The sequence below is a fragment of the Ancylobacter sp. Lp-2 genome (assembly GCF_020523795.1).
Lineage (GTDB): Bacteria > Pseudomonadota > Alphaproteobacteria > Rhizobiales > Xanthobacteraceae > Ancylobacter.
Genome location: NZ_JAJALI010000007.1, coordinates 300,300 through 326,183, shown reverse-complemented (window position 1 = coordinate 326,183; position 25,884 = coordinate 300,300). Strand labels below are relative to the sequence as shown.

At 68.7% G+C, this 25,884-nt stretch carries 27 protein-coding genes; 16 read left to right on the top strand and 11 right to left on the bottom strand.

The genetic code is table 11. The features are described from left to right. The first annotated feature begins 5 nt into the window (after positions 1-5). Genes LGR54_RS18670 through LGR54_RS18655 form a run of 4 tightly spaced genes read left to right on the top strand, consistent with a single transcriptional unit; the run spans position 6 to position 4,689 of the window. On the top strand, positions 6-1,121 hold the full coding sequence (locus LGR54_RS18670) for a ligase-associated DNA damage response exonuclease (protein ID WP_230363469.1): 1,116 nt from the start codon (positions 6-8) through the stop codon (positions 1,119-1,121). Next, entirely contained in the window at positions 1,118-3,064 is a 1,947-nt protein-coding gene (locus tag LGR54_RS18665; protein WP_230363468.1) for a cisplatin damage response ATP-dependent DNA ligase, read from the top strand. The genes LGR54_RS18670 and LGR54_RS18665 overlap by 4 nt, the downstream gene beginning before the upstream one ends. A 19-nt stretch (positions 3,065-3,083) precedes the next feature. After that, positions 3,084-3,353 (top strand): DUF6460 domain-containing protein, encoded by a 270-nt coding sequence (locus LGR54_RS18660; protein ID WP_214011087.1) that lies wholly within the window; start codon positions 3,084-3,086, stop codon positions 3,351-3,353. Between the two features lie 4 nt (positions 3,354-3,357). Then, entirely contained in the window at positions 3,358-4,689 is a 1,332-nt protein-coding gene (locus LGR54_RS18655) for an MATE family efflux transporter (RefSeq protein ID WP_230363467.1), read from the top strand. Between the two features lie 21 nt (positions 4,690-4,710). On the opposite strand, the gene LGR54_RS18650 is transcribed toward LGR54_RS18655, so the two are convergent. Then, positions 4,711-5,784 (bottom strand): quinone-dependent dihydroorotate dehydrogenase, encoded by a 1,074-nt coding sequence (locus LGR54_RS18650; RefSeq protein WP_230363466.1) that lies wholly within the window; start codon positions 5,782-5,784, stop codon positions 4,711-4,713. Then, positions 5,781-6,128 (bottom strand): DUF952 domain-containing protein, encoded by a 348-nt coding sequence (locus tag LGR54_RS18645; RefSeq protein WP_230363465.1) that lies wholly within the window; start codon positions 6,126-6,128, stop codon positions 5,781-5,783. The genes LGR54_RS18650 and LGR54_RS18645 overlap by 4 nt, the downstream gene beginning before the upstream one ends. Positions 6,129-6,297: 169 nt before the next feature. On the opposite strand from LGR54_RS18645, the gene LGR54_RS18640 reads away from it, so the two are divergent. Next, complete coding sequence (locus LGR54_RS18640; protein WP_230363464.1) at positions 6,298-6,945, top strand: helix-turn-helix transcriptional regulator; 648 nt, start codon at positions 6,298-6,300, stop codon at positions 6,943-6,945. A 67-nt stretch (positions 6,946-7,012) separates the two neighbouring features. On the opposite strand, the gene LGR54_RS18635 is transcribed toward LGR54_RS18640, so the two are convergent. Next, entirely contained in the window at positions 7,013-7,276 is a 264-nt protein-coding gene (locus tag LGR54_RS18635) for a hypothetical protein (RefSeq protein WP_370638228.1), read from the bottom strand. Between the two features lie 177 nt (positions 7,277-7,453). On the opposite strand from LGR54_RS18635, the gene LGR54_RS18630 reads away from it, so the two are divergent. After that, positions 7,454-8,089, top strand: a complete 636-nt coding sequence (locus LGR54_RS18630; RefSeq protein ID WP_230363463.1) for a peroxiredoxin — start codon at positions 7,454-7,456, stop codon at positions 8,087-8,089. A gap of 102 nt (positions 8,090-8,191) precedes the next feature. Here the strand turns inward: LGR54_RS18630 and LGR54_RS18625 are convergent, their stop codons facing one another. The 3 genes from LGR54_RS18625 to def are packed head-to-tail and all read right to left on the bottom strand — an operon-like array spanning position 8,192 to position 10,153. Next, the gene (locus LGR54_RS18625; protein ID WP_230363462.1) at positions 8,192-8,635 is read right to left on the bottom strand and encodes a GNAT family N-acetyltransferase; all 444 of its coding nucleotides are present in this window, start codon (positions 8,633-8,635) and stop codon (positions 8,192-8,194) included. Next, complete coding sequence (gene fmt / locus LGR54_RS18620) at positions 8,635-9,552, bottom strand: methionyl-tRNA formyltransferase (RefSeq protein WP_230363461.1); 918 nt, start codon at positions 9,550-9,552, stop codon at positions 8,635-8,637. Before fmt ends, LGR54_RS18625 begins: the two co-directional genes overlap by 1 nt. Before the next feature lie 55 nt (positions 9,553-9,607). Beyond that, positions 9,608-10,153: a peptide deformylase gene (gene def / locus LGR54_RS18615; protein WP_230363460.1), complete on the bottom strand. Its 546-nt coding sequence runs from the start codon at positions 10,151-10,153 to the stop codon at positions 9,608-9,610. A 100-nt stretch (positions 10,154-10,253) separates the two neighbouring features. Between def and LGR54_RS18610 the strand changes: the two genes are divergently transcribed. The 3 genes from LGR54_RS18610 (at position 10,254) to LGR54_RS18600 (ending at position 12,747) form a co-directional block, all read left to right on the top strand. Next, positions 10,254-11,429, top strand: a complete 1,176-nt coding sequence (locus LGR54_RS18610; RefSeq protein ID WP_230363459.1) for a DNA recombination protein RmuC — start codon at positions 10,254-10,256, stop codon at positions 11,427-11,429. 111 nt (positions 11,430-11,540) lie between these two features. Next, positions 11,541-12,440: a LysR family transcriptional regulator gene (locus LGR54_RS18605; protein WP_230363458.1), complete on the top strand. Its 900-nt coding sequence runs from the start codon at positions 11,541-11,543 to the stop codon at positions 12,438-12,440. 133 nt (positions 12,441-12,573) lie between these two features. Beyond that, positions 12,574-12,747, top strand: a complete 174-nt coding sequence (locus tag LGR54_RS18600; RefSeq protein WP_230363457.1) for a DUF1328 domain-containing protein — start codon at positions 12,574-12,576, stop codon at positions 12,745-12,747. Positions 12,748-12,928: 181 nt separating this feature from the next. Here the strand turns inward: LGR54_RS18600 and LGR54_RS18595 are convergent, their stop codons facing one another. Both LGR54_RS18595 and LGR54_RS18590 read right to left on the bottom strand, forming a co-directional pair. Further along, positions 12,929-13,483, bottom strand: a complete 555-nt coding sequence (locus LGR54_RS18595; RefSeq protein ID WP_230363456.1) for a sigma-70 family RNA polymerase sigma factor — start codon at positions 13,481-13,483, stop codon at positions 12,929-12,931. Next, on the bottom strand, positions 13,480-13,677 hold the full coding sequence (locus tag LGR54_RS18590; RefSeq protein WP_230363503.1) for a NepR family anti-sigma factor: 198 nt from the start codon (positions 13,675-13,677) through the stop codon (positions 13,480-13,482). Before LGR54_RS18590 ends, LGR54_RS18595 begins: the two co-directional genes overlap by 4 nt. Before the next feature lie 249 nt (positions 13,678-13,926). Between LGR54_RS18590 and LGR54_RS18585 the strand changes: the two genes are divergently transcribed. The 7 genes from LGR54_RS18585 (at position 13,927) to LGR54_RS18555 (ending at position 23,220) form a co-directional block, all read left to right on the top strand. After that, positions 13,927-14,730, top strand: a complete 804-nt coding sequence (locus LGR54_RS18585; RefSeq protein WP_230363455.1) for a response regulator — start codon at positions 13,927-13,929, stop codon at positions 14,728-14,730. Positions 14,731-14,738: 8 nt separating this feature from the next. Then, entirely contained in the window at positions 14,739-16,064 is a 1,326-nt protein-coding gene (locus LGR54_RS18580; RefSeq protein WP_230363454.1) for a sensor histidine kinase, read from the top strand. A 115-nt stretch (positions 16,065-16,179) separates the two neighbouring features. Continuing rightward, positions 16,180-16,776, top strand: coding sequence for a hypothetical protein (locus LGR54_RS18575; protein WP_230363453.1), 597 nt, complete (start codon positions 16,180-16,182; stop codon positions 16,774-16,776). 132 nt (positions 16,777-16,908) lie between these two features. After that, on the top strand, positions 16,909-17,460 hold the full coding sequence (locus tag LGR54_RS18570; protein ID WP_230363452.1) for a PRC-barrel domain-containing protein: 552 nt from the start codon (positions 16,909-16,911) through the stop codon (positions 17,458-17,460). 224 nt (positions 17,461-17,684) lie between these two features. After that, on the top strand, positions 17,685-20,534 hold the full coding sequence (locus tag LGR54_RS18565) for a [protein-PII] uridylyltransferase (protein ID WP_230363451.1): 2,850 nt from the start codon (positions 17,685-17,687) through the stop codon (positions 20,532-20,534). 17 nt (positions 20,535-20,551) lie between these two features. After that, complete coding sequence (locus LGR54_RS18560) at positions 20,552-20,887, top strand: multidrug efflux SMR transporter (RefSeq protein WP_214011070.1); 336 nt, start codon at positions 20,552-20,554, stop codon at positions 20,885-20,887. Positions 20,888-21,066: 179 nt separating this feature from the next. Beyond that, a complete protein-coding gene (locus LGR54_RS18555; RefSeq protein WP_230363450.1) occupies positions 21,067-23,220 on the top strand; it encodes a transglycosylase domain-containing protein in 2,154 nt (717 codons plus the stop codon). Positions 23,221-23,316: 96 nt separating this feature from the next. Here the strand turns inward: LGR54_RS18555 and LGR54_RS26085 are convergent, their stop codons facing one another. The 3 genes from LGR54_RS26085 to LGR54_RS18540 all read right to left on the bottom strand — a co-directional run bounded on the left by LGR54_RS26085 (position 23,317) and on the right by LGR54_RS18540 (position 25,614). Further along, on the bottom strand, positions 23,317-23,817 hold the full coding sequence (locus LGR54_RS26085; protein ID WP_370638235.1) for a transposase: 501 nt from the start codon (positions 23,815-23,817) through the stop codon (positions 23,317-23,319). Positions 23,818-24,183: 366 nt separating this feature from the next. Further along, the gene (locus LGR54_RS18545) at positions 24,184-24,963 is read right to left on the bottom strand and encodes a M48 family metallopeptidase (RefSeq protein WP_230363501.1); all 780 of its coding nucleotides are present in this window, start codon (positions 24,961-24,963) and stop codon (positions 24,184-24,186) included. 141 nt (positions 24,964-25,104) lie between these two features. Then, positions 25,105-25,614: a GcrA family cell cycle regulator gene (locus tag LGR54_RS18540; protein ID WP_230363448.1), complete on the bottom strand. Its 510-nt coding sequence runs from the start codon at positions 25,612-25,614 to the stop codon at positions 25,105-25,107. Between the last annotated feature and the right edge of the window lie 270 nt (positions 25,615-25,884).

Below are 25,884 nucleotides of genomic sequence, written 5' to 3'. Positions count from 1 at the left end.
GGCCCATGAATTCGACGGAGCGTTCTACCGCGCCTTCCCCCCTGCGCCCGGAAGACCTGCTGCGCCCAACGCCGCGCGGGCTCTATTCACCTGCCGGCGATTTCTTCATCGATCCGACCCGGCCGGTGCCGCGCGCGCTCGTCACCCACGGCCATTCCGACCACGCCCGCGCCGGCCATGGCGCGGTGCTGGCCACGCGCCAGACGCTCGACATCATGGCGATCCGCTACGGCGAGGATTTCGCCGGCCAGACGCAGGCGATTTCCTATGGCGAGACGGTCGAGGTCTCCGGCGTCAAGGTCACGTTCTTCCCGGCCGGCCATATCCTCGGCTCGGCGCAGATCCGGGTGGAGAAGGACGGTTGCCGCATCGTCGCCTCCGGCGACTACAAGCCCGGCCGCGATCCCACCTGCACGCCCTTCGAGCCGGTCGCCTGCGACGTGTTCATCTCGGAGGCGACCTTCGGCCTGCCGGTGTTCCGCCATCCCGACCCGATGGCGGAGATCAGCAAGCTCACCCGATCGCTGGCGCTGTTCCCCGAGCGCACCCACATCGTCGGCGCCTATGCGCTCGGCAAGGCGCAGCGGGTGATCGCGCTGCTGCGCGCTGCCGGGCACGACCGGCCGATCCTGCTGCACGGCGCCATGGAGCGGCTCACCGCCTATTATGAGAGCCAGGGCATCGCCCTCGGCCCGGTGAAGCCCGCCCGCGACACCGGCCCGGAGGAGCTGCCCGGCGCGGTGGTGATCGCGCCGCCCGGCTCGCTGGCGGAAGTCTGGTCGCGGCGCTTCGCCGATCCGGTCACCGCCTTCGCCTCGGGCTGGATGCGCATCCGCGCCCGCGCCCGCCAGCACGGCGTCGAGCTGCCGCTGGTCGTCTCCGACCATGCCGACTGGGACGACCTGCAACACGCCATCCTCGCCACCGGCTGCGCGGAACTCTGGGTGACGCACGGCCAGGAAGACGCCCTCGTCCATTGGGCCAGCCAGGCCGGGCTGGCGGCGCGCCCGCTGCACCTCGTCGGCTATGGCGAGGAGGAGGCGGAGAGCGGCGACGCCCCCGCGCGCGCGCCGGCGGCGGAAGACGGTGCCGGGGAAAGCGCCGAGGGAAGTGCATCGTGAACCGCTTCGCCGCCCTCATCGACCGCCTCGCCTATGAGCCGCGCCGCAACGGCAAGATCCGGCTGATCGCCGACTATTTCCGCCATGTGCCGGACCCGGACCGCGGCTTCGCGCTGGCGGCGCTGACCGGCGCGCTGTCGTTCCGCAACGCCAAGCCGGGGCTGATCCGCCAGTTCATCGCCGAGCGCACCGACCCCGTGCTGTTCGCGCTGTCCTACGATTATGTCGGCGACCTCTCCGAAACGGTCGCCCTGATGTGGCCGGCGCCGGCACGGCCTGAGCTCTCCTCCGTCATGGACGAGGAAAAAGCGTCGGACCCTCTAGCCCCCTCACCCAGCCCTCTCCGCCACGGGGAGAGGGCTTTGGTAGCGCAGCACCCTCTTCCCCCGGACGAGACGGCGCTCCCAGAGGCCGCACAACCTGCTCCCTCTCCCCGTGGGGGAGAGGGGTGGGGTGAGGGGGAAGCACGGCTCGACGAGAGGCCAGGCCATCTCCCGCCCCCGCCATCTCTTGCCGCCGTCATCGACACTCTCACCCATATGGGCCGCAGCGAGATGCATACGGTGCTCGCCGGCCTGCTCGACCGTCTGGACGAAACCGGCCGCTGGGCGCTGCTGAAGCTGATCACCGGCTCGCTGCGCATCGGCGTCTCCGCCCGGCTCGCCAAGACGGCGGTGGCGGCGCTCGGCACGCTCTCGCCGGACGACGTCGAGCTGGTCTGGCCCGGCCTGTCGCCGCCCTATGCCGAGTTGTTCGCCTGGGCGGAGGGGCGTGGCGAGCGGCCGGAGACCTCCGACCCGACGCCGTTCCGCCCGGTGATGCTCGCCCACCCGCTGGAGGAAGCGGACCGGGACAGCCTCGCGCCGCAGGAGTTCCGCGCCGAGTGGAAATGGGACGGTATCCGCATCCAGGCGGTGCGAGCGCACAGAGTGGACGGCCATCCCGCCACCCGACTCTACAGCCGCACCGGCGAGGACATCACCGGCGCCTTCCCCGATCTCGCCGACACACTCGCCTTCGAAGGCGCGGTGGATGGCGAATTGCTGATCCTGCGCGAGGGCCGCGTGCAGTCCTTCAACGTGTTGCAGCAGCGGCTGAACCGCAAAGTGGTGTCGGTAAAGCTGATCGCCGAATTCCCGGCGCATATCCGCGCCTATGACCTGCTGGTCGACGGCACTGAGGATGTGCGCGAAGAACCCTTCGACGCCCGCCGCGCCCGGTTGGAGGCCCTGATCGCCGCTCATCCAACCGACGGCCGGCTGGATCTCTCGCCACTCGTACCCTTCGCAAGCTGGGAGGAGCTGACCGCCGCCCGCGCAGATCCGGCCAGCCATGGTGCCGGGCCGGATGCCGGGGCGGTGGAAGGCGTGATGCTGAAGCGGGCCGACAGTCCCTATATGCCCGGCCGACCGAAGGGGCCGTGGTGGAAGTGGAAGCGCGACCCGCACAGCGTCGACGCGGTGCTGATGTATGCCCAGCGCGGCCACGGCAAGCGCTCCTCCTTCTATTCCGACTACACTTTCGGCGTCTGGACCGGCGAGAACGCCGGCGAGGGCGAGTTGGTGCCGGTCGGCAAGGCCTATTTCGGCTTCACCGACGCCGAGCTCGCCGAGATCGACCGCTTCGTGCGTCGGAACACGGTGAACCGCTTCGGCCCGGTGCGGGAAGTCGTGCACACCGCCACCGAGGGGCTGGTGCTGGAAGTGGCGTTCGAGGGCCTCGCCCGCTCCGCCCGCCACCGTTCCGGCGTCGCCATGCGGTTTCCCCGCATCGCCCGGCTGCGCTGGGACAAGCCGCCGGGCGAGGCCGACCAGCTCGCGACGCTCGAGGCGTTGCTGCGCACGCAGGGAGAAAGCGCCAGCGAAACCACCGACGCTGGCGCCGCCGAGGCGCCGCCGCCCGCCTCCCGCCGCGCCGCCCGGCGTGATAGGGATGCGTCCTGAACCGGGGAGTGCCGATTCCATGTCCGACAACCAGATTTCGCGGCTGATGGGCGGCTCGCCGCTCTGGGTGCTGGTCCGCCTCGTCATCCTGTCCGTGGTCATCGGCGTGATCATGAGCGCCCTCGGCCTCGATCCGCTGAACATCCTCGAAAGCCTGCAACGCCTCGTCCACGGCCTGTTCGGATTCGGCTTCGAGGCGGTCGAGAAGCTCTGGCGCTATTTCCTGCTCGGCGCGGTGGTGGTGGTGCCGCTGTGGCTGATCATGCGCGTCGCCCAGCGCGGCAAATAGGCCCATGAACCTCACCGCCGCCGCCGGCCGGATCGAGGTCACGCACCGGCGCTTTCTCGCCATCGCCCTGCCGGCGACGCTGGCGCAGATGACGACGCCGCTGCTCGGCCTCGTCGCCACGGCTGCGGTGGGCCGGCTCGGCGATGCGGTGCTGCTCGGCGCGGTGGCGGTCGGGGCGCTGCTGTTCGATTTCCTGTTCTGGGTGTTCGGCTCGCTGCGCATGGGCACGGCCGGGCTGACCGCGCAGGCGCTCGGGCGCGGCGACGCGCTGGAGGTGCGTGCCACCCTCGCCCGCGCGCTAGTGCTGTGCGCTACCATCGGCCTCGTCATCATCCTCGCCCACGTGCCGGTCGGGGCGCTGGCCTTCCGGCTGATGGGCACCAGCGAGGCGGTCACCACCGCCGCCGCGGTGTATTTCTCCATCCGCGTGTTCTCGGCGCCGTTCGCCATCGGCAATTTCGTGTTGCTCGGCTGGCTGGTCGGCATCGCCCGCACCGATATCGGCCTCGGCCTGCAGGTGCTGATCGCCGGCATCAACGCCGCGCTCACCCTGCTGCTGGTGCTGCACTGGGATTACGGCATCGCCGGCGCCGCGCTCGCCAATGTCGCCGCCGAGGTGGCCGGCACGGTCGCCGGGCTCGCCGCCGCCCGCCGGCTGATCGGGCCGGGCTGGCGGCTGCCGCTCGCTACGCTGTTCGACCGCGCCCGGCTCGTCGAGACCATCGGCGTCAATGGCGACATCATGATCCGCACCGGCCTCCTGATGCTGGTGCTGCTGTTCTTCACCGCCCAGGGCGCGCGGGCCGACGACGTCACGCTGGCCGCCAATGCCGTGCTCTACAACATGGTGATGGTCACCGCCTTCTTCCTCGATGGCTTCTCCACCGCCGCCGAGCAGATCTGCGGCCAGAGCGTCGGCGCCCGCGACCGCGCCGGCTTCCGCCGCTCGGTCGGCATGGTGCTGTTCTGGGGCTTCGGCTTCGCGGTACCGGCGACGCTCGCTTTGCTGCTGGGCGGCGGCGCGGTGATCGACGCGCTCACCAGCAACCCGGAAGTGCGCGAGGCGGCGCGGGCCTATCTGCCGCTGGCGGCGCTCACCCCGGTCATGGGTGTCGCCGCCTTCGCCTATGACGGCATCTACGCCGGCTCCACCTGGTCGCGCGACATGCGCAACCTGATGTTCGGCGCCGCATTGATGTTCTTCGCCGCCTGGTGGATCAGCCGCCCGTTCGGCAATACCGGCCTGTGGTGCGCCTATCTCGCCTTCATGGCGGGACGCGGCATGCTGCAGGCGTGGCGCGTGCCGGCGCTGATCCGCCGCACCTTTCCGGCGTAGCCGGGGAAAGGCTCGCCGTCCCTAGCCGGGGAACGGCTCGGCGACGCGCGCCCGCGCCCGCGTGCCGACCAGTTCGGACAACGAGCGGTCCTCGGCGGCGAGATAGGCGGCAAGCCCCTGCTTGATCCGCCCGACCAGGCCGAGCCCCTCATAGACCAGCGCGGAATAGAGCTGGATCAGCGTCGCCCCCGCCTCGATCTTGGCGATGGCCGCCTCCGGGCTGTCGATACCGCCGGCGCCGATCAGCGGGAACGCCCCCTCCACCCGCACATAGCTCTCCGCCAGCATGCGGGTCGCCAGCGGGAACAGCGGCCGGCCGGAGAGGCCGCCGGTCTCCTTGCGCTGCGGCGCGCGCAGACTTGCGGGACGGGAAATGGTGGTGTTGGAGACGATCAGCCCGTCGACCTTGCGGCGGCGCGCCACCTGCACCACGGCGTCGAGATGCGCCAGGGCGAGATCGGGAGCGATCTTCAGCAGCAGCGGCACGCCCGGCGCCCAGCGGTCGCGCGCCTCCAGCATGCGAGCGAGCAGTTCGTCGAGCGCCCGTTCCTCCTGCAGGTCGCGCAGGCCCGGCGTATTCGGCGAGGAGACGTTGGCGGTGAAATAGCTGGCATATTCGGCGAACGCCTCGACGCCGGAGACATAGTCGCCGACGCGATCCAGCGCCTCCTTGTTGGCCCCGACATTCACCCCGACGATGCCGTCGCGGCCGCGCCGCAGCCGCAGCCTTTCGCGCGCCGGCATCTGGCCGCCGCTGTTGAAGCCGTAGCGGTTGATCACCCCGCGATCCTCGGCGAGGCGGAAATTGCGCGGGCGCGGGTTTCCCGGCTGTGGACGCGGGGTGATGGTGCCGACCTCGACGAAGCCGAACCCGACGCCGAGCATGGCGTCCGGCACCTCGGCTTCCTTGTCGAAACCGGCGGCGAGGCCCACCGGATTCGGGAAGTCGAGCCCGAAGGCCCGCATCGCGAGGCTGGGATCGTCCGGCGCCGGCGTCCCCGCCGGCAGGCTGGCGAGCGCGCGAATGGCCAGCCCATGCGCCGTTTCCGGGTCGAGCAGCCGGGCGAGCGGCAAGGCGAGATCGAGGGCGCTCATGCGAGCTCTCCAAATTGGTGTGCCCCATCCGGCCCGAGCGGCAGGTCGCGGACGAAGGCGACCGCGCTCATCGGCAGCGGCGCGTAGAGATGCGGAAACAGGTCGCCGCCGCGCGACGGCTCCCAGCGCAGCGCCGCCGGATCAAGCGCCTCGACCCGAATCGCCGCCAGGACCAGTTCGGTCTGGTTGGCGAAATGCCTGGCCGCGGTCTCCTTCACCTGGGCGGCGGTGGAGAAATGGATGAAGCCGTCGGCAAGATCGACGGGCGCGCCGTCGAAGCGACCGGCCGCCGCGGCGTGCGCCCACTCCCCGCGCGGGGAGATCTTGTAGATCAAGCCGGCCATGAACGATCCCCATCGAGCGCGGCGCCGCCGTGTCCGTCGCCGGGGGCGCCCGCTCGGGCTGTAGCCCTGTGGGGCTTCGCTTGCAAGCGGCACTGGACGGCTCGGGCAATAGGGTATAATTCCTAATCTTAGATTGTGTTAACGATGTTAAACACGTTTGGATTGCATCATGCTGACCCACGCCCAGATCTGGCGAGCGGTGGACCGGCTCGCCGAGCGCCACGGCCTGACGGCGTCGGCATTGGCCAAGCGCGCGGGGCTGGACGCCACCACCTTCAACCGCTCCAAGCGCGAGGCGCCGGACGGACGGCCCCGCTGGCCGTCGACGGAGAGCATCGCCAAGATCCTCGTCGCCACCGGCGCCAGCCTCGACGACTTCATGGAACTGGTGCAAAGTCCGCGGGGCGGGCCTTCCCATCCAGCGAGCGTCGGGCGCTCCCTTCCGCTGATCGGCTTCTCCCGGGCCGGCGACGGCGCCTTCTTCGATGCCGCCGGGCTGCCGGTCGGCAGTGGCTGGGAGGAAGCGATCTTTCCCGACATAGACGACGCGCATGCCTATGCGCTGGAAATCGCCGGCGACGCGATGATGCCGCTCTATCGCGATGGCGACATCGTCGTCGTCTCTCCCGCCGCCGCCGTCCGGCGCGGCGACCGGGTGATCGTCCGCACCCGCCGGGGCGAGGTCCTCGCCCGCGAGATGAAGCGGCGCACCGCCCGGACGCTGGAACTCCGCCCGCTCTCCCCCGGCCTTCCCGATCAGATCATCCCGGAGGCGGACATCGCCTGGGTCGCCCGGGTCCTGTGGGCCAGCCAGTAGCCCGACATGAGAACGGCCCCGCGAGGGGGCCGTCCGTCGACTGTATGCCGTGTCGAAGCGCGGACGCTCAGCGGCAGGGAACCGCCACCCGCCGGCCATAGGCGTCGCGGGCCCAGCAGTCGCCCGGCGAGGTCGCCGCGCCGATCAGCGCACCGGTGCCGGCGCCGATCGCACCGCCAACCGCCGCGCCGGTGCCGCCGCCGGCAATGCCGCCGATGATCGCGCCGGTGCCGCCGCCGATCAGCGCGCCACCCGTGGCGCGACGCTCGGTGGTCGTGCAGGCCGCGAGGCTCAGCGCGACGGCGGAAATGGCAAGAACCTTCATCATCATTGTTTCTCTCCAGAACACCCAGCGGAAGCACCCTGTCTCCACCGCTAGTAACGTCATCCTACGGCATCGGTTCCCTCCGTACGATACCGTAGAAGCCACGATGTTCTTCCCCGAACGAGGATCGTAGTTTATAATATATATACATGGTTTTCATGTATATAAGCTTGGAGCCTCCCGATGAGCATACGCCTTGGCGACGTCGTGCCGGATTTCGAAGCGCAGACCACGGAGGGGCCGATCCGGTTCCATGAGTGGCTTGGCGATTCCTGGGGCGTGCTGTTCTCGCACCCGAAGAACTTCACCCCGGTCTGCACCACCGAGCTCGGTCAGGTCGCCCGCTTGAAGCCGGAATTCGATCGTCGCGGCGTCAAGGTGATCGGCCTGTCGGTCGATCCGCTCGACGCCCATGCCAAATGGTCGCAGGACATCGCCGAGACCCAGGGCTACGCGCCGAACTTCCCGCTGATCGCCGATCAGGACCGCACGATCTCCGGCCTTTACGACATGATCCACCCCAACGCCTCGGACACCATGACGGTGCGCTCGGTGTTCATCGTCGGGCCGGACAAGAAGCTGAAGCTCTCCCTCACCTATCCGGCGAGCGCGGGCCGCAACTTCGACGAGATCCTGCGGGTGATCGATTCGCTGCAGCTGACCGCCAAACACGCCGTCGCCACCCCGGCGAACTGGCAGAATGGCGAGGACGTCATCATCGTCCCCTCGGTGAGCGACGAGGCGGCCAAGGAGAAGTTCCCCGAAGGCTGGAAGACGCTGAAGCCCTATCTGCGCGTGGTCCCGCAGCCGGGCAAGTAAGCCCGGCACCGGCTGCGCCGGGCGGCGCAGGCGCGGACAGCCGGCTTCCGTGCCGACCGGACCGGCATCGATCGAACGGGCGCGCTTCCGGCGCGCCCGTTTTCATTCGCCGGTCAGCTGGCGGTACTGGATGAAGCCGGGGCGCTCGGCCACGGCGTTGTAGAGCTTCTGCGCGGTGAGGTTGGTCTCGTGGGTCAGCCAGTAGACCTCCGGCGCGCCGCGCGTGGTGGCATCGGCATGGACATGAGCGATCAGCTTGCGCCCGAGCCCCTTGCCGCGCTGGCTGGCGTCGACGAACAGGTCGTTGAGGTAGCAGACGTCGCCCTCGCTCCAGGTCGAGCGGTGGAACAGCCACTGCACCAGCCCCACCGCCCGGCCCTCATCGTCGAAGGCGAGCGCACCATGCACCGGTTCGGCGGGATCGAGCAGCCGCTCCCAGGTGGTACGCGTCACCGGCGCCGGCAATTCCGCCTCGTAGAAGGCGAGATAGGCCTGCCAGAGCGGCAGCCAGATCTGGTAGTCGTCCGCCCGCACCGCCCGGATCATCAGTCCACCCCGTCGCCCGCCTTCAGCGCGTGACCGCGCAGGAATTCCTCTGCCGGCATCGCCTTGCCGCCGGCTTTCTGCACCTCGACGAGGCGCACCGCGCCCTCGCCGCAGGCGATGGTCAGCCGGTCGTCCAGCACGGTGCCGGGCGCGCCCGAACCTTCCCCGCGTGTCGAGCGCAGCACCTTCACACGCGCGCCGTCGAGCTCGAACCAGGCGCCGGGAAACGGCGACAGCCCGCGTATGTGATCGTGCACCTCGTTCGCCGTCCGACGCCAGTCGATGCGGGTCTCGCTTTTGTCGATCTTGGCGGCATAGGTGACGCCGTCAGCCGGCTGCGGCGTGAAGCCGAGCGCGCCGCGCTCCAGCGCCGCCAGTGCCCGGCCCATCAGGTCGGCGCCGATCCCCATCAGCCGGTCGTGCAACTCGCCGGCGGTCATGTCCGGGCCGATCGTCACCCGCTCGACGAGGCCGACCGGACCGGTGTCCAGCCCCTCCTCCATCCGCATCGCCGCGACGCCGGTCTCTTTGTCGCCCGCCATGATGGCGCGCTGGATCGGCGCGGCGCCGCGCCAGCGCGGCAGCAGCGAGGCGTGCAGGTTGAGGCAGCCCAGCGCCGGCGCCTGGAGGATCGCCGGCGGCAGGATGCGGCCATAGGCCACCACCACCGCGACGTCGGCATTGAAGGCGGCGAAGGTCTCCGCGGCCTCCTCGCCCTTCAGCGAGGCGGGATGCAGCACCGGGATGCCGAAGCGCTCGGCGGTGCGGTGCACCGGCGAGGGCACGAGATCGAGCCCGCGCCGGCCCGATGCCGCCGGCGCGCGGGTATAGGCCGCGACCACCTCGTGGCCTGCCCCGACGATCTCGACCAGGGTCGGCACCGCGAAATCCGGCGTTCCCATGAAGACGACACGCATGAGGGTCTCCGCGCCGGAACAGATAAGGAAGGAAGGCGGATCGGTCGCGCCCGCGCTACCGGGTGGCCCGCTCCTTGGCCGCCTTGGTGAACTTCTTGATCACCCGGTCGCGCTTGAGCTTGGAGATGTGGTCGATGAACAGCACGCCGTTGAGATGGTCGATCTCGTGCTGCACGCAGGTGGCGAGCAGGCCGTCGGCGTCGATCTCCTGGATCTCGCCATTGAGGTCCATGTAGCGCACCTTGACGCGCGCCGGCCGCTCGACGTCCTCGTAATAATCGGGGATCGACAGGCAGCCTTCCTGATAGACCGACACGTCCTCGGAGGCGGACACGATCTCCGGGTTGATCAGCGCGATGGGGTTCTTTTCCCCCTCCTCGTCGCCCTCTTCCTCCTTCGCGCGGCGCTTGCCGACGTCGACGGTGACGATGCGCTCGGGCACGCCGATCTGCACGGCGGCGAGGCCGATGCCGGGCGCGTCGTACATGGTCTCGAACATGTCGTCGACGAGCGCGCGCACGCGCGCATCCACGCGCACGATCGGGTCGGAGACGAGGCGCAGGCGGTTGTCGGGGATGATGACGAGCGGGCGTACGGACATGCCGGGGAGATAAGCGACGCGCGCGCGCCGGTCAACGGTCTCGAAACCACGATGTTCCCTTTTCGTTCGTATACGACGCGGAATCTGCTAGAAGCGGAGCATGGATCAGCTTCTGTTCGTCATCGCCGGGCATGCCGTGACACTCGCCGAGCTCGTGGCCGGCGGCGCCGCGCTCGCCTTCCTGCTGCTCATCGCCGTGCTGGTGGCGGTGGCGCGGCAGGCGCGCGCCCGCGCCTTCGAGGCGGACGAGCAGGCCGAGCGTGCCGAGGAGCTGGAGGCCCGGCTGATCGAACTCGCCCGCAGCCAGTCGGAAACCGCCGGCCGGGTACAGTCGATGGGCGAACTCCTCGCCCATCGGCAGAGCGAACTCGCCCGCGCGGTGGCCGAGCGGCTCGACGCCAGTTCCTACCGCATGGGCGAGAGCCTGGCCCGCGCCAATGAGGCGACGCACGAGAACCTGATGAAGCTCAACGAGCGGCTGGCCCTGGTCGACCAGGCGCGGGCGAGCCTCGGCGAGCTGTCGGGCCAGGTGATGAGCCTGCGCGAGACGCTGGCCAACAAGCAGGCGCGCGGCGCCTTCGGCGAGGGACGGCTGCAGGCGATCATCGCCGATGCCTTGCCGCGCGACAGCTTCGCCTTCCAGCACACGCTGGCCAATGGGAGGCGGGCCGATTGCGCCGTGTTCCTGCCCGGCGACGGCCGGCCGCTGCTGATCGATTCGAAATTCCCGCTGGAAGCGATCACCGCCTTCCGCGAGGCGGCGAGCGCGGAGACGCGCAAGCAGGCAGAGAGCCGGCTGAAGCAGGATGTCGGCAAGCACATCGCCGACATCGCCGAACGCTATCTGGTAGCCGGCGAGACGCAGGACGTCGCCCTGATGTTCGTGCCCTCCGAGTCGGTCTATGCCGAGCTGCACGAACATTTCGACGAGGTGATCCAGCGCGCCTTCCGCGCCCGGGTGATCCTGGTCTCGCCCTCGCTGCTGATGCTGGCGGTGCAGGTGGTGCAGGCCATCGCCAAGGATGCCCGCATGCGCGAGCAGGCCGACCGCATCCGCGCCGAATGCGGAGCGCTGGTGGAGGATGTGAAGCGGCTGCGCGAGCGCGTCGGCAACCTCGCCCGGCATTTCGGGCAGGCGAGCGAGGACGTCGCCCAGGCGCTCACCTCCGCCGACAAGATCGCCCGGCGCGGCGGGCGCATCGCCCAGCTGGAGTTCTCCGAGCCGCCGGAGGGCGAGGCCGCCGATCCCTCCGGGCTGCGCGGCGCGGCGGAATAGCGCCGGGGTGGGTGGTGCGACGAAGCATCGCCTTTTTCAACTGTCTAATTCGCAAAAGCTATCGCCTCTGATACATAACGGCTTTCGCCCACGCGCCGGGAATGCGTACGAGTGATCGATCGTTTCGAACTGCTGCTCGCCCTCGCCAAGGAACGCCATTTCGGCCGCGCCGCCGAAGCCTGCGGCATTACCCAGCCGACACTGTCGGCCGGGCTCAAGCAACTGGAGGAGGCACTCGGCGTGCGCCTCGTCGAGCGCGGCTCGCGCTTCATCGGCTTCACGCCGGAAGGCGAGCGGGCGCTGGAATGGGCGCGGCGCATCATCGCCGACACCCGCGCCATGCGGCAGGAGATCGCCACGCTGCGCAAGGGCCTGTCCGGCCACATGCGCATCGCCGCCATCCCCACCGCCATGCCGATGCTGAGCGAGCTGACGACGCCGTTCCACCAGAAGCATGGCGACGTGCGCTTCACCCTGATCTCGGCGAGCTCGAACGAGGTGCTGCGCCTCATCGAGAATCTCGAGGCGGATGCCGGCGTCACCTATCTCGACAACGACCCGCTCGGCCGGGTGAAGACGGTGCCGCTCTACACGGAGGGCTACCGTTTCCTCACCTCGGTGAACGCACCGCTCGGCGACCGGCAGAAGGTCAGCTGGGAGGAGATCGCCCGGGTGCCGCTGTGCCTGCTCACCCCGGACATGCAGAACCGCCGCATCGTCGACCGGCAACTGCGCGAGACCGGCCAGGCCACCGAACCGATGCTGGAGGCGAATTCCACCATCGCCCTCCTGTCGCATGTGCGCACCGGCCAGTGGTCGAGCGTGGTCGCCAAGACGCTGGCCGACGTCTTCGCCTTCCCCAACTCGATCCGCTCCATCCCCATCGGCGAACCGGAAATCGTGCACCAGATCGGCCTTGTGGCGCTGGACCGAGAGCCGATGACTCCGCTGGTCGCGGCGCTGATCGCCGAGGCCAAGGCGGCGGCTCCCGACCTCGCCAAGCGCATCTGACTTCGAATCCGCTCCGGTCCTGAGCCGGTTACGGAACTCCCGCGCGGTTGTGCCGTTGATCCGGCAGGGCGGCATCGACGCCCGCGCATCGGCAAGGCGGCTTCATCACCGCCATTTAGCTGGGAGTTCTGTCATGCTGGGATGGGCCCTCACTTTCCTCGTCGTCGCCCTCATCGCCGCCGTGCTCGGCTTTGGCGGCATTGCGGGTACGGCGATCGAGATCGCCAAGATCATCTTCTTCGTCGCCATCATCCTCTTCGTCGTCTCGGCGGTGCTGGGGGTGTTCCGCGGCAGACGGGCGCCCTAGCAAACGGGCGCCCGAGACGTTTCTCCTCGACGCCGTCCCCGACGCCGGCCTTCTGCGACGACGCCCCGCGCCTTCCTCGGCGGCGGGGCGTCTTCTTTTCCAGTGAACCGGGAGGGACGTGCGAAAGCCCGGCGCAACGCGTCGCCGCGTGTCGCCGGGCCGTCACGAAAGGCCGAAAACGTCAGAAACGCTCGTGCGCGGAAAGCGGGGCGCCCACCGGCTTCTCGGGGGCGAGATCCTCGGAGGCATCCAGCGCCAGCAACTCGCCGAGACGGTTGCGGGCACGGTTGACGCGGCTCTTGATGGTGCCGACCGCGCATTTGCAGATCTCGGCCGCCTCCTCATAGGAGAAGCCGGAGGCACCCACCAGAACCAACGCCTCGCGCTGGTCCGGTGGCAGCCGCTCGAGGGCCGCGCGGAAATCCTCGAAGTCGAGATGGCTGTTCTGGTCGGGGCTGGTGGTCAGCGTCGCCGCGAAGGCGCCGTCGGGATCGGGCACCTCGCGCCGCCGCTTGCGGTATTCCGAGCGGAACAGGTTGCGCAGGATGGTGAACAGCCACGCCGACAGATTCGTGCCGGGGTTGAAGCTCGATATGTTGGCGAAGGCGCGAAGGAGCGTCTCCTGCACCAGGTCGTCAGCCTTGTCGACGCTGCCGCTCAGGGAGATGGCGAAAGCCCGCAGATTGGGGATAGCGCCAATGATCTCGTCGCGCAGCCCGGGATCCAGGGTGCTCACGTGCCGGCTCCTCCGCCCGGCTTCTTGCCGCCGGCGCCAGCGGGCTGGTCGAGCTGGGAAAGCAGGTCGAGAAAGCGGTTTGGCACACCCTGACGGACCACATCGTCATACATGGCACGCAGATGCTGGCCGATCTTGGCCTGGATGTCGCCATCCAGCACGCTGGACGGCGTGCGCGGCGGAGTAGCGGCCATGGCATCGCCCCCGGCTCCCCGCCCCTCATTTTCGTCTTCGGTCGTCATTTTATCTTTTCCCGACATCGAGCCTCCGAAACCGGCTGGACAGGAGCCTCCGTCGCTTCATGCTGTCGATAACCGGGAAGGGGCAAGGGAGTTCCCCCATTCCGGAAAAATTTGAAGCGATTAATGCGCGGCCGTCAGGAACCAAGCACGGCCCCAAGAGTTAACAGACGCTTTGCCGAATGCACTCTTGGGGAGACGCGTGTGAGCACCTCACAAACTGTCGCGCAGCACCTTCCGTTCCTGCGCCGCTATGCCCGCGCGCTGAGCGGGAGCCAGACCGCTGGCGACGCCTATGTCACGGCCCTGCTGGAAACGCTGATTGCCGAACCCGGCATTCTCGATCATCCAGCCGGACCGCGCATCGCGCTTTATCAGCTCCTCACCCGCCTGTGGGACTCGGTGACGTTGAACGGGCGCCCCGAGCCGGGCCCGCCGCCGATGAAGGGCGAGCAGCGGCTCAGCCACATCACGCCGCCGGTTCGTCAGGCCTTCCTTCTCGTCTCGCTCGAAGGCTTCAGCGAGGAGGAAGCCGCGGCGGTGCTCGACATCGACGTCGCCACGCTGCGCAACCTCGTCGAGGAAGCCGGACGCGAATTGGCGGCGGAGATCGCGACCGACGTCCTCATCATCGAGGACGAGCCGTTCATCGCCCTCGACCTCGAGGGACTGGTGGAGAGCCTCGGCCATCGGGTGACCGGCATCGCCCGCACCCATTCCGAGGCGGTCAGCCTCGCCCGTCGCAAGCCGCCGGGCCTCGTGCTCGCCGACATCCAGCTGGCGGACGGCTCCTCCGGCCTCGACGCGGTGAACGAGCTGATCGAGAGCGTCGAGGTACCGGTGATCTTCATCACCGCCTATCCTGAGCGCTTCCTCACCGGCGTGCGGCCGGAACCGGCCTTCCTGATCGCCAAGCCGTTCCAGCCCTCCATGGTCGCTGCCGTGATCAGCCAGGCCCTCTTCTTCGAGCGCAAGGCGCGTCCGAGGGAGCAGCGCGCCACCGCCTGAGTCGAGGCATGTCGCTCATCGAGCTCAATTCCGTGGACGACATGGCGCGCACCGTCAGTGTCGTGTCGTCCTTCGCCATGACGCTCGCGCTGGTACGTCTGCTGTATCTGCGTCGTGACCTGTCGACGCGCATGCGCCTGCTGGTATTCCTGCTGGCCTCGCTGCTGCTCACCATCGGCATGCTGTCGCTGGCCGCGGCCATCGACTATGAGGGCGTCGCGCCCTGGGTGCAGTCGACCATCCGCTTCGGCCTGGCCGGGCTCAACGTGGTCGGCGCGGTGGCGCTGTGGACCAATCTCAAGGTGCTGGTGGCCCTCCCCTCGCCGGTGCACGTGGCCACCGAGCAGCGGCGTCTCGCGCTGGAGCTCGCCACGGCGCTGCAGCGCTACGAGATGGCGCTGCGCGGCTCCAACGTGTCGATCTTCACCCAGGACAGGGAACTGCGATACACCTCGATCAGCAAGCCGCTGTTCGGCTTTCCGGTCGAGCAGGTGCTCGGCGCCAGCGATGCCGACCTGCTCGGGGATCAACGCGCCCAGCCCCTCGCCCTGCTGAAGCGTGAGGCCCTCACCAGCAACGAGCCGCGCAAGGGCGAGGTGGAGGTCGAGGAATCCGGCACGCAGATGTGGTACGACGTGCACATCGAGCCGCTGCGCGATCTTGCCGGCACCACGGTCGGGCTCACCGGCGCGGCGGTGGACATCACCGATCGCAAGGAGAACGAGCGCCATCTGCGCCTGTTGATGCGCGAGCTGACCCATCGCTCGAAGAACCTGCTGGCGGTGATCCAGGCGATGGCGCGGCAGACCGCACGCCACTCCACCACCATCGACCACTTCGTCGAGCAGTTCAGCGCCCGGCTACAGGCCCTGTCCCGCTCGCACGACCTGCTGGTGCAGGAAAGCTGGCATGGCGCCTCGCTGCACGACATGGTGCGCTCGCAGCTCGGCCATCATCTCGACCAGGACACCAACCGCATTTCCATCGCCGGCCCGGACCTGTTCCTGAAGCCGGAGGCGGCGCAGAATATCGGCCTCGCCCTGCACGAGTTATCCACCAACGCCGTCAAGTACGGCGCCCTGTCGGTACCGTCCGGCAAGGTGGCGATCCAGTGGGTGCGTCGCCAGCCGGAAGCCGGCGGCGGCTTCGAGCTGAGCTGGACCGAGAAGGGCGGGCCCCGCGTCACTCCCCCGGCCTCGCGCGGCTTCGGTTCGCTGGTGATCGAACGCAATCTCGCGCGCGGGCTCGACGGCGAGGTCGAGCTCGACTTCAAGCCGGACGGGCTGGTCTGCCACGTCTCGGTGCCCGAGCACCATCTCACTCTTTCCCGCTGAACCCACGGGAACTTCGCGCTTAGCCCCGCGTTAACCATAGCGACGCCGCTGGCACAGCAGGCGGGGCGTCATGGATTTTCTCAACGCTCGTGGGACTTCCCGACGAGGGTGCGGCTTGCGCGCCCTCGTGCGCGATGCCGTCACGCGCCTTCGCCGGAGGGTTCGAGACATGATGGGCCGACATCTATTGAAGCTCGCCAAGCCCCGCGCGGCCGGGCCGGGCACCAGCGCCACCATTGCCGGGACGGGCACCGCAAGGAAATCCGGCATCGCCAGGGCCGGCCTCGTCGGCACTGCCTATCTCTTCGGCGCCGCGACCGGACTGGCGGCGGCGCTGCCGCTCGCCGCGCTCGCCTTCACCCCGGAGCGGGTGCCGCACCCGGCACCGCGGGCCATTGACGCGCCGGCGGTCACGCAGTCGCCGCTGGTCAACCGCGCCCCCAAGGGCCCGCGCCTCGATATCATCGTGCCGGCAACGACCGTCCCATCGGCGCCCTCGGCGGCGCCGACGCCCGATCTGGCACGCGACGCGCCACCGCTGGCACCCAAGCCCGCCATCGATATCAAGGCGCCGGGCACGTCGCCGACGCCGGCGGGCACGGCCCCGGCCGCCATGCCGCGCGGCTGCCTCTCGGCGCTCGGGGGCCTGCGGCCGAACATCCCGACCGAGAACCTAACCGTTTGCCTGGCGGATATTTCGACAATCGAATGAATGGTATATAAGTAATATCGTCCCAGACGATAAAATAAAAATCCGGAACCAAACAGTATAGGCATCGTTATCCCAACAGACGGCCGCAAGGTCGCTTGACTACCGGATTTTGATATTGACGGGAGTACGATGATGACGAACAGGATTGTCACCTATACCGCGCTTGCGGCCCTGTCGCTCGCCCCCGCCGTGGCGTTTGCCCAGAGCCCCTCGCCCAGTTCGCAGCAACCCGACGCCGCTAACGAGCAGACCCTGCCCAATGCGACGTCGCCCTCGCCGGCTTCGCCCACCGCGCCGGCCTCCACCATGCCGAATGCCAGCGCGCAGACCACGGCGGTGCCGACCACCCCGATCTTCGTCAGCGCCCAGACCGGCACGCAGTGGCTCGGCTCGGATCTGATCGGCACCGACGTCGTCACCTCGACCGACGAGAAGCTCGGATCGATCAGCGACGTGGTGCTGGAGCGCGACGGTACCATCACCGCCGCGGTGATCGATGTCGGCGGCTTCCTCGGCATCGGCGCCAAGCCGGTGGCCGTCTCCTTCAAATCGCTGACCGCCACCCCGACCCAGGACGGCGAGAAGATCGTGGTGGCGCTCACCAAGGAAGAGCTGAATTCCGCGCCGGAGTTCAAGACGCTGGAGCAGAGCAACAGCGCCGCCGCCGCGCCCAAGACCCAGTAAGCCCAGCCTCGACAAGGCCGGACCCGGCGTAAGCCGGGCGATGCCTCGGTACAGCGTCGATCGCCCCCTGACATGCCCGGCCCGTGCCGGGCATGTTCGCGTTTGTGGCCCGCCTGCCGGTATCTGGTTCGAAAAGCACGATGTTCCGCCCGTCGGCCCTCGCCGCCGATGACGACGGCGGCCGGATCGGTTAAAGCGGAAGACCCATCATGCCGGACCGTGCCATGAACGAACCTCGCCGCCGCCGTACCGAGGCGCCCTTCCGGGAGCTGTTCGATATCGACGCCATGCGCGCTGAACTCAGCGCGCTCGCCGAAGGCCTGTTCAGCGGCGACAAGCCCGGCAACGAGATCGCGCTGCGCAGCGCCGTCGCCAAGCGATTGAAGCTCGCCTATGGCGAGGGCCACAAGGTCGCCGAGAAATGGCTGATGGCGGACGGGTCCGGCCGCCGCTGCGCCGAGCGGCTGTCCCGGCTGCAGGACGAGATCATCCAGCTGGTCCACGAGCTGGTGGTGAAATATCTCTACCCGGTCGACAATCCGTCCACCGCCGAGCGCATGGCGATCGTCGCGGTGGGCGGCTATGGCCGCGGCCTGATGGCGCCGGGCTCGGACACCGATATCCTGTTCCTGCTGCCCTACAAGCAGACCGCCTGGGGCGAAAGCGTCGCGGAGTCCATCCTCTACGTCCTGTGGGACATGGGGCTGAAGGTCGGCCACGCCACCCGCTCGGTCGACGAGTGCATCCGCCAGGCGCGCGGCGACATGACCATCCGCACCTCGCTGCTGGAAGCGCGCCTGCTGCTCGGCGAGCTGGCGCTGTTCGACGAGTTGATCCGCCGCTTCGACGCCGAGGTGGTCGAAGGCACGGCGGCGGAATTCGTGACCGCCAAGCTGACCGAGCGCGAGGATCGCCACAAGCGCGCCGGCGCCTCGCGCTATCTCGTCGAGCCGAACGTCAAGGACGGCAAGGGCGGCCTGCGCGACCTGCACACGCTGTTCTGGATCGCCAAATATGTCTACCGGGTGCGCGAGACCCGCGACCTCGTCGCCAAGGGCGTGTTCACGCCGGAGGAAGCGACGCTGTTCCGCCGTTGCGAGAGCTTCCTGTGGTCGGTGCGCTGCCACCTGCACTTCCTCGCCGGCAAGGCGGAGGAGCGCCTGTCCTTCGACCTGCAGCGCGAGATGGCCGAGCGGCTCGGCTATGTCGAGCATCCCGGCCTGAAGGACGTCGAGCGCTTCATGAAGCACTATTTCCTGGTGGCGAAGGACGTCGGCGACCTCACCGCCATCGTCTCTTCGGCGCTGGAGGAGCGGCACGACAAGCCGGTGCCGCGGCTCAATCGCATGATCGCCCGGCTGCGCCGCTCGCCCAACCGCCAGCTGAAGGAAAGCCCGGACTTCATCGTCGATCACGACCGCATCAACGTCGCCGATGCCGGCGCCTTCGAGCGCGACCCTGTCAATCTCATCCGCATCTTTCACTATGCCGGCAAGAAGGGCCTCGCCTTTCACCCCGACGCGATGCGGCTCGCCACCCGCTCGCTGAAGCTCATCGATGCTGGCGTGCGCGACAATCCGGAAGCCAACCGGCTGTTCCTCGACATCCTCACCGCGCGTGACACCGCCGAGATCGTGTTGCGGCGGATGAACGAGACCGGCGTGCTCGGGCGTTTCGTGCCGGAATTCGGCAAGATCGTCGCGATGATGCAGTTCAACATGTACCACTCCTACACAGTGGACGAGCATCTGATCCGCGCCATCGGCGTGCTCGCCGAGATCGACCGCGGCGACCGGCCGGAATACGGCATCGCCAACGAGCTGATCCACCAGATCAAGAACCGCCAGCTCCTCTATGTCGCGGTGTTCCTGCACGACATCGCCAAGGGCCGGCCGGAGGACCATTCGGTGGCCGGGGCCCGCGTCGCCCGCAAGCTGTGCCCGCGCTTCGGCCTGTCGGCGGCCGACACCGAGACCGTCGCCTGGCTGATCGAGGAGCACCTGGTGATGTCGACCATCGCCCAGTCGCGCGACCTCTCCGACCGCAAGACCATCGAGAATTTCGGCGCCGTGGTCCAGAACCTCGAGCGGATGAAGCTGCTGCTCATCCTCACCACCGCCGACATCCGCGCCGTCGGCCCCGGCGTGTGGAACAACTGGAAGTCGCAGCTGCTGCGCACGCTGTTCTACGAGACCGAGCCGGTGGTCACCGGCGGCTTCTCGGATTCCAACCGCAACCAGCGCGTCGGCCGGGCGCAGGCGGAATTCCGCGCCGCCATGTCGGGAACCGCCGGGCCGGGCGCCAGTTCCGCCTGGGAGCCGGAGGCGCTGGAGCGCTATATCGACCGCCTCTACCCCAGCTACTGGCTGCGGGTCGATCTCGAACACAAGGTCGAGCACGCCAACTTCATCCTGGCGGCGGAAGCGCAGGGCCGGGCGCTGGCCACCGCCAGCCGCACCGATCCCAAGCGTGGCATCACCGAACTCACCGTCTTCGCGCCGGATCATCCCAAGCTGCTGGCGGTGATCGCGGGGGCCTGCGCCGCCGCCGGCGCCAACATCGTCGATGCGCAGATCAGCACCACCACCGACGGCCGCGCGCTCGACACCATCTCGCTCACCCGCGCCTTCGAGCAGGATTCGGACGAGATCCGCCGTGCCGACCGCATCGCCTTGGCGATCGAGAAGTCGCTGTCGGGCGAGATCCGGCTGCCGGAAGTGGTGGCGAAGAAGATCCCCAAGCGGCCGCGCGCCTTCACCGTCGAGCCGGAGGTCACGCTCAACAATTCCTGGTCGAACCGCCACACCGTGGTGGAAGTCGCCGGCCTCGACCGGCCCGGCCTGCTCTACGGCCTCACCCAGACGCTGTCGCGGCTCAACCTCAACATCGCCTCCGCCCATGTCGCCACCTTCGGCGAGCGGGTGGTCGACGTGTTCTATGTCACCGACCTGTTGGGGGCGAAGATCATCGGCGCGGCGCGGCATTCCGCGATCCGCCGGGCGCTGCTGCAGGTGCTCGACGCCGACGACGAAACCAATGCCGGCGCGATGCCCGACGCCTCGCCCGCCGCCTGATGCCCGCCGGAACCCCGATGCTGCTCACCTATGTCTATCTGCTGATCGCCATCACCGCCGAGGTGATCGCCACCACGACGCTGAAATCGACCGAGGGCTTCACCCGGCTGGTGCCGACGGTGATCACCTTGGTCGGCTACTGCATCTCCTTCTATTTCCTGTCGCTGGCGCTGCGCGTGCTGCCGACCGGCATCGCCTACGCGATCTGGACCGGCATCGGCATCGTGCTGGTGTCGGCGGCGGGCTGGCTGTGGCTGAAGCAGCCGCTCGACCTGCCGGCGATCATCGGCCTCAGCCTGATCCTCGCCGGCGTCGTCACCGTCAGCCTGTTCTCGAACTCGGTGGCGCACTGACCCCGGCCGGCACCGGACGACCGCCGCTCACGCGGGCATGCCCCATGGGAATGGCAGGGAACGCTTCCGGCGCAACCTGTTGAGAATAATGGCGCGCCGCGATTTCGCCCTTAACCCCACGTTTAACCGCCACGGTTTAGGTTTCGTTTACCGGCGGTTTTCGGGGGCAATCCGCGCGCATGGCAGGACGTAGTGGCGAGAGGGAACGGCGCGAGCCGGTGCTGAGCGCATCGACGGCTCACGGCGACTTGCGCCTGTCGCCCGACGACCGTCCCACCACCATGGCCCGCAATGGCGGTTCTTCCTCGCGCAAGTCGGGCAGTTCGTCCGGCAAGGGATCCTCCGGCAAGGGCAGCGCCGGCTCCCGCGCCTCCTCCGGCGGGCGCGGGCGCGGCCCGAAGCGTCGCGGCCTCATGTCCCGGCTGTTCTACTGGTGCTTCGTGCTCGGCATCTGGGGCGTAGTCGGCGTCGCCGGCCTCATCTTCTACGAGGCGAGCCAGCTGCCGCCGATCCAGAACCTCGCCATTCCCGAGCGGCCGCCGACCATCATCATTCAGGCCGCCGACGGCAAGACCATCGCCACCCGCGGCGAGATGCGCGGCTCGGCCGTGCCGCTGCGCGCGCTGCCGCCCTTCGTGCCCCAGGCCTTCGTCGCCATCGAGGACCGGCGCTTCTACTCGCATTTCGGCATCGACCCAATGGGCCTCGGCCGCGCGCTCGTCACCAACCTCACCTCCGGGCGGCTGCGCGAGGGCGGCTCGACGCTGACCCAGCAGCTCGCCAAGAACCTGTTCCTCACCCAGGAGCGCACCCTCTCGCGCAAGATCCAGGAACTGATCCTGTCGATCTGGCTGGAGACCAAATACTCCAAGAACGAGATCCTCGAGCTCTATGTGAACCGCGTCTATTTCGGCGCCGGCGCCTGGGGCATCGAGGCGGCGGCGCAGCGCTACTTCAACAAGTCCGCGCGGAACCTGAACCTCGCCGAGGCGGCGATGATCGCCGGCCTCGTCAAGTCGCCCTCCTCGCTGGCGCCGACCCGCAATCTGGAAGCCGCGCAGCAGCGCGCCGCCGTCGTGCTCGACGCCATGGTCGACGCCCGCTTCATCTCCGCCGACATGGAGCAGGCGGCGCTCGCCAAGCCGGCGACGGTGGCGAAGAACAATTCCTCCGACGTCGCCGGCTATGTCGCCGACTGGGTCGCCGACCAGCTCAAGACCATCCTGCCGTCGATCGAGCACGACATCGTGGTGCAGACCACGCTCGACATGTCGCTGCAGGCGGTGGCCGACAAGGCGCTGAAGGACGCGCTGGCCAAGAACGGCAAGAAGCTCGGCGTCGAGCAGGGCGCGCTGGTGGTGATGGACACCGATGGCGGGGTCAAGGCGCTGGTCGGCGGGCGCTCCTATGAGGAGAGCCAGTACAACCGCGCGGTCACCGCGCGCCGCCAGCCGGGCTCGTCGTTCAAGCCGTTCGTCTACCTCACCGCGCTGGAGCGCGGCCTGACCCCGGAGAGCGTGCGTGAGGACGCGCCGATCCAGATCAAGGGCTGGAAGCCGGAGAATTTCAGCCGCGAATATCGCGGGCCGGTCGACCTCAAGACCGCGATCTCGCTGTCGCTCAACACGGTGGCGGTGCGCCTCGCGCTGGAGGTCGGGCCGCCCGAGGTGGTGAAGACCGCCCAGCGCCTCGGCATCACCTCCAAGCTGGAACCCAACGCCTCCATCGCGCTCGGCACCTCGGAAGTCTCGGTGCTGGAGATGGCGGACGCCTATGCGCCCTTCGCCAATGGCGGCTTCGGCGTCGCCGCGCATGTGATCCAGCAGGTGAAGGACAGCGCCAGCGGCAAGCTGCTCTACAACGCCCCCTCGCCGAACCGCGGCCTGGTGATGGCGCCACCGCACGTGTCGATGATGAACCGCATGTTGCAGCAGGTGGTGCTCACCGGCACCGCCAAGCGCGTCGACCTGCCCGGCTGGCCGGTGGCGGGCAAGACCGGCACCAGCCAGGATTACCGCGACGCCTGGTTCATCGGCTATACGGGCCGGCTCATCGCTGCCGTCTGGCTTGGCAACGACGATTCCTCGCCGACCAAGAAGGCCTCGGGCGCCGGCGTGCCGGTGGAGGTGTGGAGCCAGGTGATGAAGGCGGCGCATAAGGACGTGCCGCCGGTGCCGCTGCCCGGCGCCGGCATGGAGCAGCCGCAGATCGCGCCCTCCAACCTGCCGCCCGGCGACGTGCCGGAGGAGCCGGTGGTCACCGGCGGCCCGCAAGCGCAGCGCAAGCCCGCCACCATCGACAACTGGCTGCTCGACAAGCTGTTCGGCGGCTGAGGCCGGCGGCGGCTCGGTGCTTGGCCCCGGCTAGAGCAGTTCCGGCGAATTCCAGTTCACCGGAATTGCCCTACGTTTTGTCAATACGCATTTTCTTCACACGAACCGGTCCCCCCTTCGCTCAAAAATGCCCGAGGTCGCGGACTCATAAGTCCTGAGCCATATGCGGGATGAGGCAAGCAGGATGGCGGCGAGGAGGTTCCTTGCGCGTTTGTCGAAGCGCGTGGCGACGCGTCTGAAGTGTTCGAGCTTGCAGAAGAAGCGCTCCATCTGGTTGCGTTGACGGTAAATGACCGGGTCGACGGAGCGCTGGATTTTCCGGTCGCGCTGGGTCGGGATGTGGGCGCGGCCTCCACGATCTCGAACCCGGTCGAGAATGGCCTGAGCGTCACAGCCTCGGTCGGCGACGAGAGCTTGCGCTGGCGGCAGGCCGCCGATGAGGGCACGACGGCAGCCTTGTCGGAGGCTTGGCCGGCCGAGAGCAGGATCCAGAGCGACAGCCCGTCCTGGTTCTCCAAGGCGTTGATCTTGGAGCTCGGTCCTCCACGAGAACGGCCAATGGCGTGATCCGGGGGCCCTTTCTTCCGCCGGCGGCATGCTGGTGGGCCGGATGATGGAACTGCCGATGAGGTGGAGAGACTGAGGTGATTTCGCTGCCGGAGCTTCGGATAGCTTCAGCCGGACGCCGGCCTTCGCCCATCCGTCGTAGCGATTGTGGACCGTGGTGGAGGGCCGCAGCGGCTCGGCAGATCCCGTCATGGCAAGCCCGCCCGCAACACGTAGAATATCCTGCGGATCACACGACGCCCGTCAACCCGGGCACCCCGCACGGCTTGTTCGGCAACCGGGGCTCGATGTGCCCGCCGCTCGGCCTCGCTCAGGTCGTAGCGCGCCATCCAAGGGTCCTTTCCCGAGCCTTGGATCAGCCTCTCACCTAACCGGCAACCTTTATGAGCTCACGACCTAGGCCGTCTCGGCGCCGAAACGGTGCAGCTCGGCCCCGCGCCGCTTCAGCCACGCCTCGGCCTCGTGCCGGCTCGGGAACAGGCGGTCCACCGTCGCCCAGAAGCGCGGGCCGTGGTTCATCTCGCGGCGATGCGCCACCTCATGGGCGGCGAGATAGTCCAGCACCTCCGGCGGGGCGAGGATCAGCCGCCAGGAATAGGACAGCGCCCCCGTCGAGGAGCAGGAGCCCCAGCGGCTGGCGGTGTCGCGCAGGGTGATGCGGCTGATCGAGACGCCGAGCGCCGCGGCATGGCGCCGGCTCGCCTCGGTAAGGTCGCGTCGCGCCTCGCGCTTGAGGAAATCGGCGACCCGGCGCGCCACATGCGCCGCCTCCCCGGCGACGCAGAGCCGGGCCGCGCCCTCGGCATCGACCTCCGCCCAGACGGTGCCGCGCTGGCCCGGACGATGCGTGATGCGATGGGGGACGCCGCGCAGCGGCACCGTCGCGCCCGGCTCGAAGGCGACGACCACCGGCAACTGCGCGAGGCGGACGGCGATCCAGCCGGTATGGCGCTCGGCAAAGGCGGTGGCTTCCTTCAGGCTGCCACGCGCGGGCATGGTCAGCACCACGTCGCGGGTCGCGGCACGGACGCGCAGAGTGTAGCGCCGCGCCCGCGCGTCGCGGCGCAGCGTCACGACCACCTCGCGCCCATCGACGCGCAGTGCCAGCGAGGTCGCCTCGCGCGGCGCGGGCGTCCGGGTCTCAGTGCGGGTGGTCGATGGCCTTCGAAACAGCATGCTCGGCCCGAGGTGGAGGCGCTCCAATATGGTGCCGATCCACGTCCGCGCCAATGTCCGCCCCGGGCGAGCCGGTTTCACGCGGCCGGCTTCGTCGGGCCGCTCACGGCAGCCGGCGAAAGCCGCCGCCGTGCGAGCGCGTCAGCGCGCCACGCGGCGGTCGCGACGGCGGTCCTGCACCGGCTGATAGGCGATACGCGAGTGATAGGAGCAATAGGGCAGCCCGGTCTTGGTACGGCTGCCGCAGTAATAGAAGTCGCCCTTGCCCGGCTCGCCCACCGGCCAGCGGCAGGTGAACTCGGTCAGGTCGAGAATGGTGCAGCGATCGGCCATCGGGATGACGTTGGCGACCGGATCCGGCAGTTCCTCCGGCTCGATCTCGATCACCGGGCGCAGCACCGGGGCAAGCGCGGTGTTGCCGGCGACCATCGGGCGGGACGGCGCGGCGACGGCCACCACCGGGCGCGGCTTGCGCGGGCGGGCCGCCGGAGCGGGCGCCGCCTTGGCGCGGCCGGAGAGACCGAGGCGATGGACCTTGCCGATGACCGCGTTGCGCGTCACGCCGCCGAGCTCGGCAGCGATCTGGCTGGCGGACAGGCCTTCAGACCACAATTTCTTGAGGAGCTCGACGCGCTCGTCCGTCCAGTTCATCGCTGTTACTCCTTGGGCTCATCGACCGTACGGGCAAAATCCCACAGCCTTCCGGCCGAACAGGATCGGCCGGATTATTGCCGCAGACGCCACGATGGAATTTGCCGCCGCACGAGATGTCGTATCTGACGGTCGTGAGGCTACAATATGCGTAGACTCTCGCCCAGTCCGTTCAGAGCCGAAACGATCGTTTTCCCCAGTTGAGAGTCCGCAGCGCAACACTTGGTTAAGGATGTGAGTCGGATCAGCGACTTGACTCGGCACGTCCGG

Coding starts and splice junctions, on each gene's coding strand:
- LGR54_RS18640 (WP_230363464.1), top strand. CDS start 6,298: ATGCTGACCCACGCCCAGATCTGGCGAGCGGTGGACCGGCTCGCCGAG.
- LGR54_RS18565 (WP_230363451.1), top strand. CDS start 17,685: ATGAACGAACCTCGCCGCCGCCGTACCGAGGCGCCCTTCCGGGAGCTG.
- LGR54_RS18660 (WP_214011087.1), top strand. CDS start 3,084: ATGTCCGACAACCAGATTTCGCGGCTGATGGGCGGCTCGCCGCTCTGG.
- LGR54_RS18570 (WP_230363452.1), top strand. CDS start 16,909: ATGACGAACAGGATTGTCACCTATACCGCGCTTGCGGCCCTGTCGCTC.
- def (WP_230363460.1), bottom strand. CDS start 10,153: ATGTCCGTACGCCCGCTCGTCATCATCCCCGACAACCGCCTGCGCCTC.
- LGR54_RS18580 (WP_230363454.1), top strand. CDS start 14,739: ATGTCGCTCATCGAGCTCAATTCCGTGGACGACATGGCGCGCACCGTC.
- LGR54_RS18545 (WP_230363501.1), bottom strand. CDS start 24,963: ATGCTGTTTCGAAGGCCATCGACCACCCGCACTGAGACCCGGACGCCC.
- LGR54_RS18630 (WP_230363463.1), top strand. CDS start 7,454: ATGAGCATACGCCTTGGCGACGTCGTGCCGGATTTCGAAGCGCAGACC.
- LGR54_RS18560 (WP_214011070.1), top strand. CDS start 20,552: ATGCTGCTCACCTATGTCTATCTGCTGATCGCCATCACCGCCGAGGTG.
- LGR54_RS18635 (WP_370638228.1), bottom strand. CDS start 7,276: ATGATGATGAAGGTTCTTGCCATTTCCGCCGTCGCGCTGAGCCTCGCG.
- LGR54_RS26085 (WP_370638235.1), bottom strand. CDS start 23,817: ATGCCGCCGGCGGAAGAAAGGGCCCCCGGATCACGCCATTGGCCGTTC.
- LGR54_RS18650 (WP_230363466.1), bottom strand. CDS start 5,784: ATGAGCGCCCTCGATCTCGCCTTGCCGCTCGCCCGGCTGCTCGACCCG.
- LGR54_RS18540 (WP_230363448.1), bottom strand. CDS start 25,614: ATGAACTGGACGGACGAGCGCGTCGAGCTCCTCAAGAAATTGTGGTCT.
- LGR54_RS18625 (WP_230363462.1), bottom strand. CDS start 8,635: ATGATCCGGGCGGTGCGGGCGGACGACTACCAGATCTGGCTGCCGCTC.
- LGR54_RS18670 (WP_230363469.1), top strand. CDS start 6: ATGAATTCGACGGAGCGTTCTACCGCGCCTTCCCCCCTGCGCCCGGAA.
- LGR54_RS18555 (WP_230363450.1), top strand. CDS start 21,067: ATGGCAGGACGTAGTGGCGAGAGGGAACGGCGCGAGCCGGTGCTGAGC.
- LGR54_RS18610 (WP_230363459.1), top strand. CDS start 10,254: ATGGATCAGCTTCTGTTCGTCATCGCCGGGCATGCCGTGACACTCGCC.
- fmt (WP_230363461.1), bottom strand. CDS start 9,552: ATGCGTGTCGTCTTCATGGGAACGCCGGATTTCGCGGTGCCGACCCTG.
- LGR54_RS18590 (WP_230363503.1), bottom strand. CDS start 13,677: ATGGCCGCTACTCCGCCGCGCACGCCGTCCAGCGTGCTGGATGGCGAC.
- LGR54_RS18655 (WP_230363467.1), top strand. CDS start 3,358: ATGAACCTCACCGCCGCCGCCGGCCGGATCGAGGTCACGCACCGGCGC.
- LGR54_RS18600 (WP_230363457.1), top strand. CDS start 12,574: ATGCTGGGATGGGCCCTCACTTTCCTCGTCGTCGCCCTCATCGCCGCC.
- LGR54_RS18645 (WP_230363465.1), bottom strand. CDS start 6,128: ATGGCCGGCTTGATCTACAAGATCTCCCCGCGCGGGGAGTGGGCGCAC.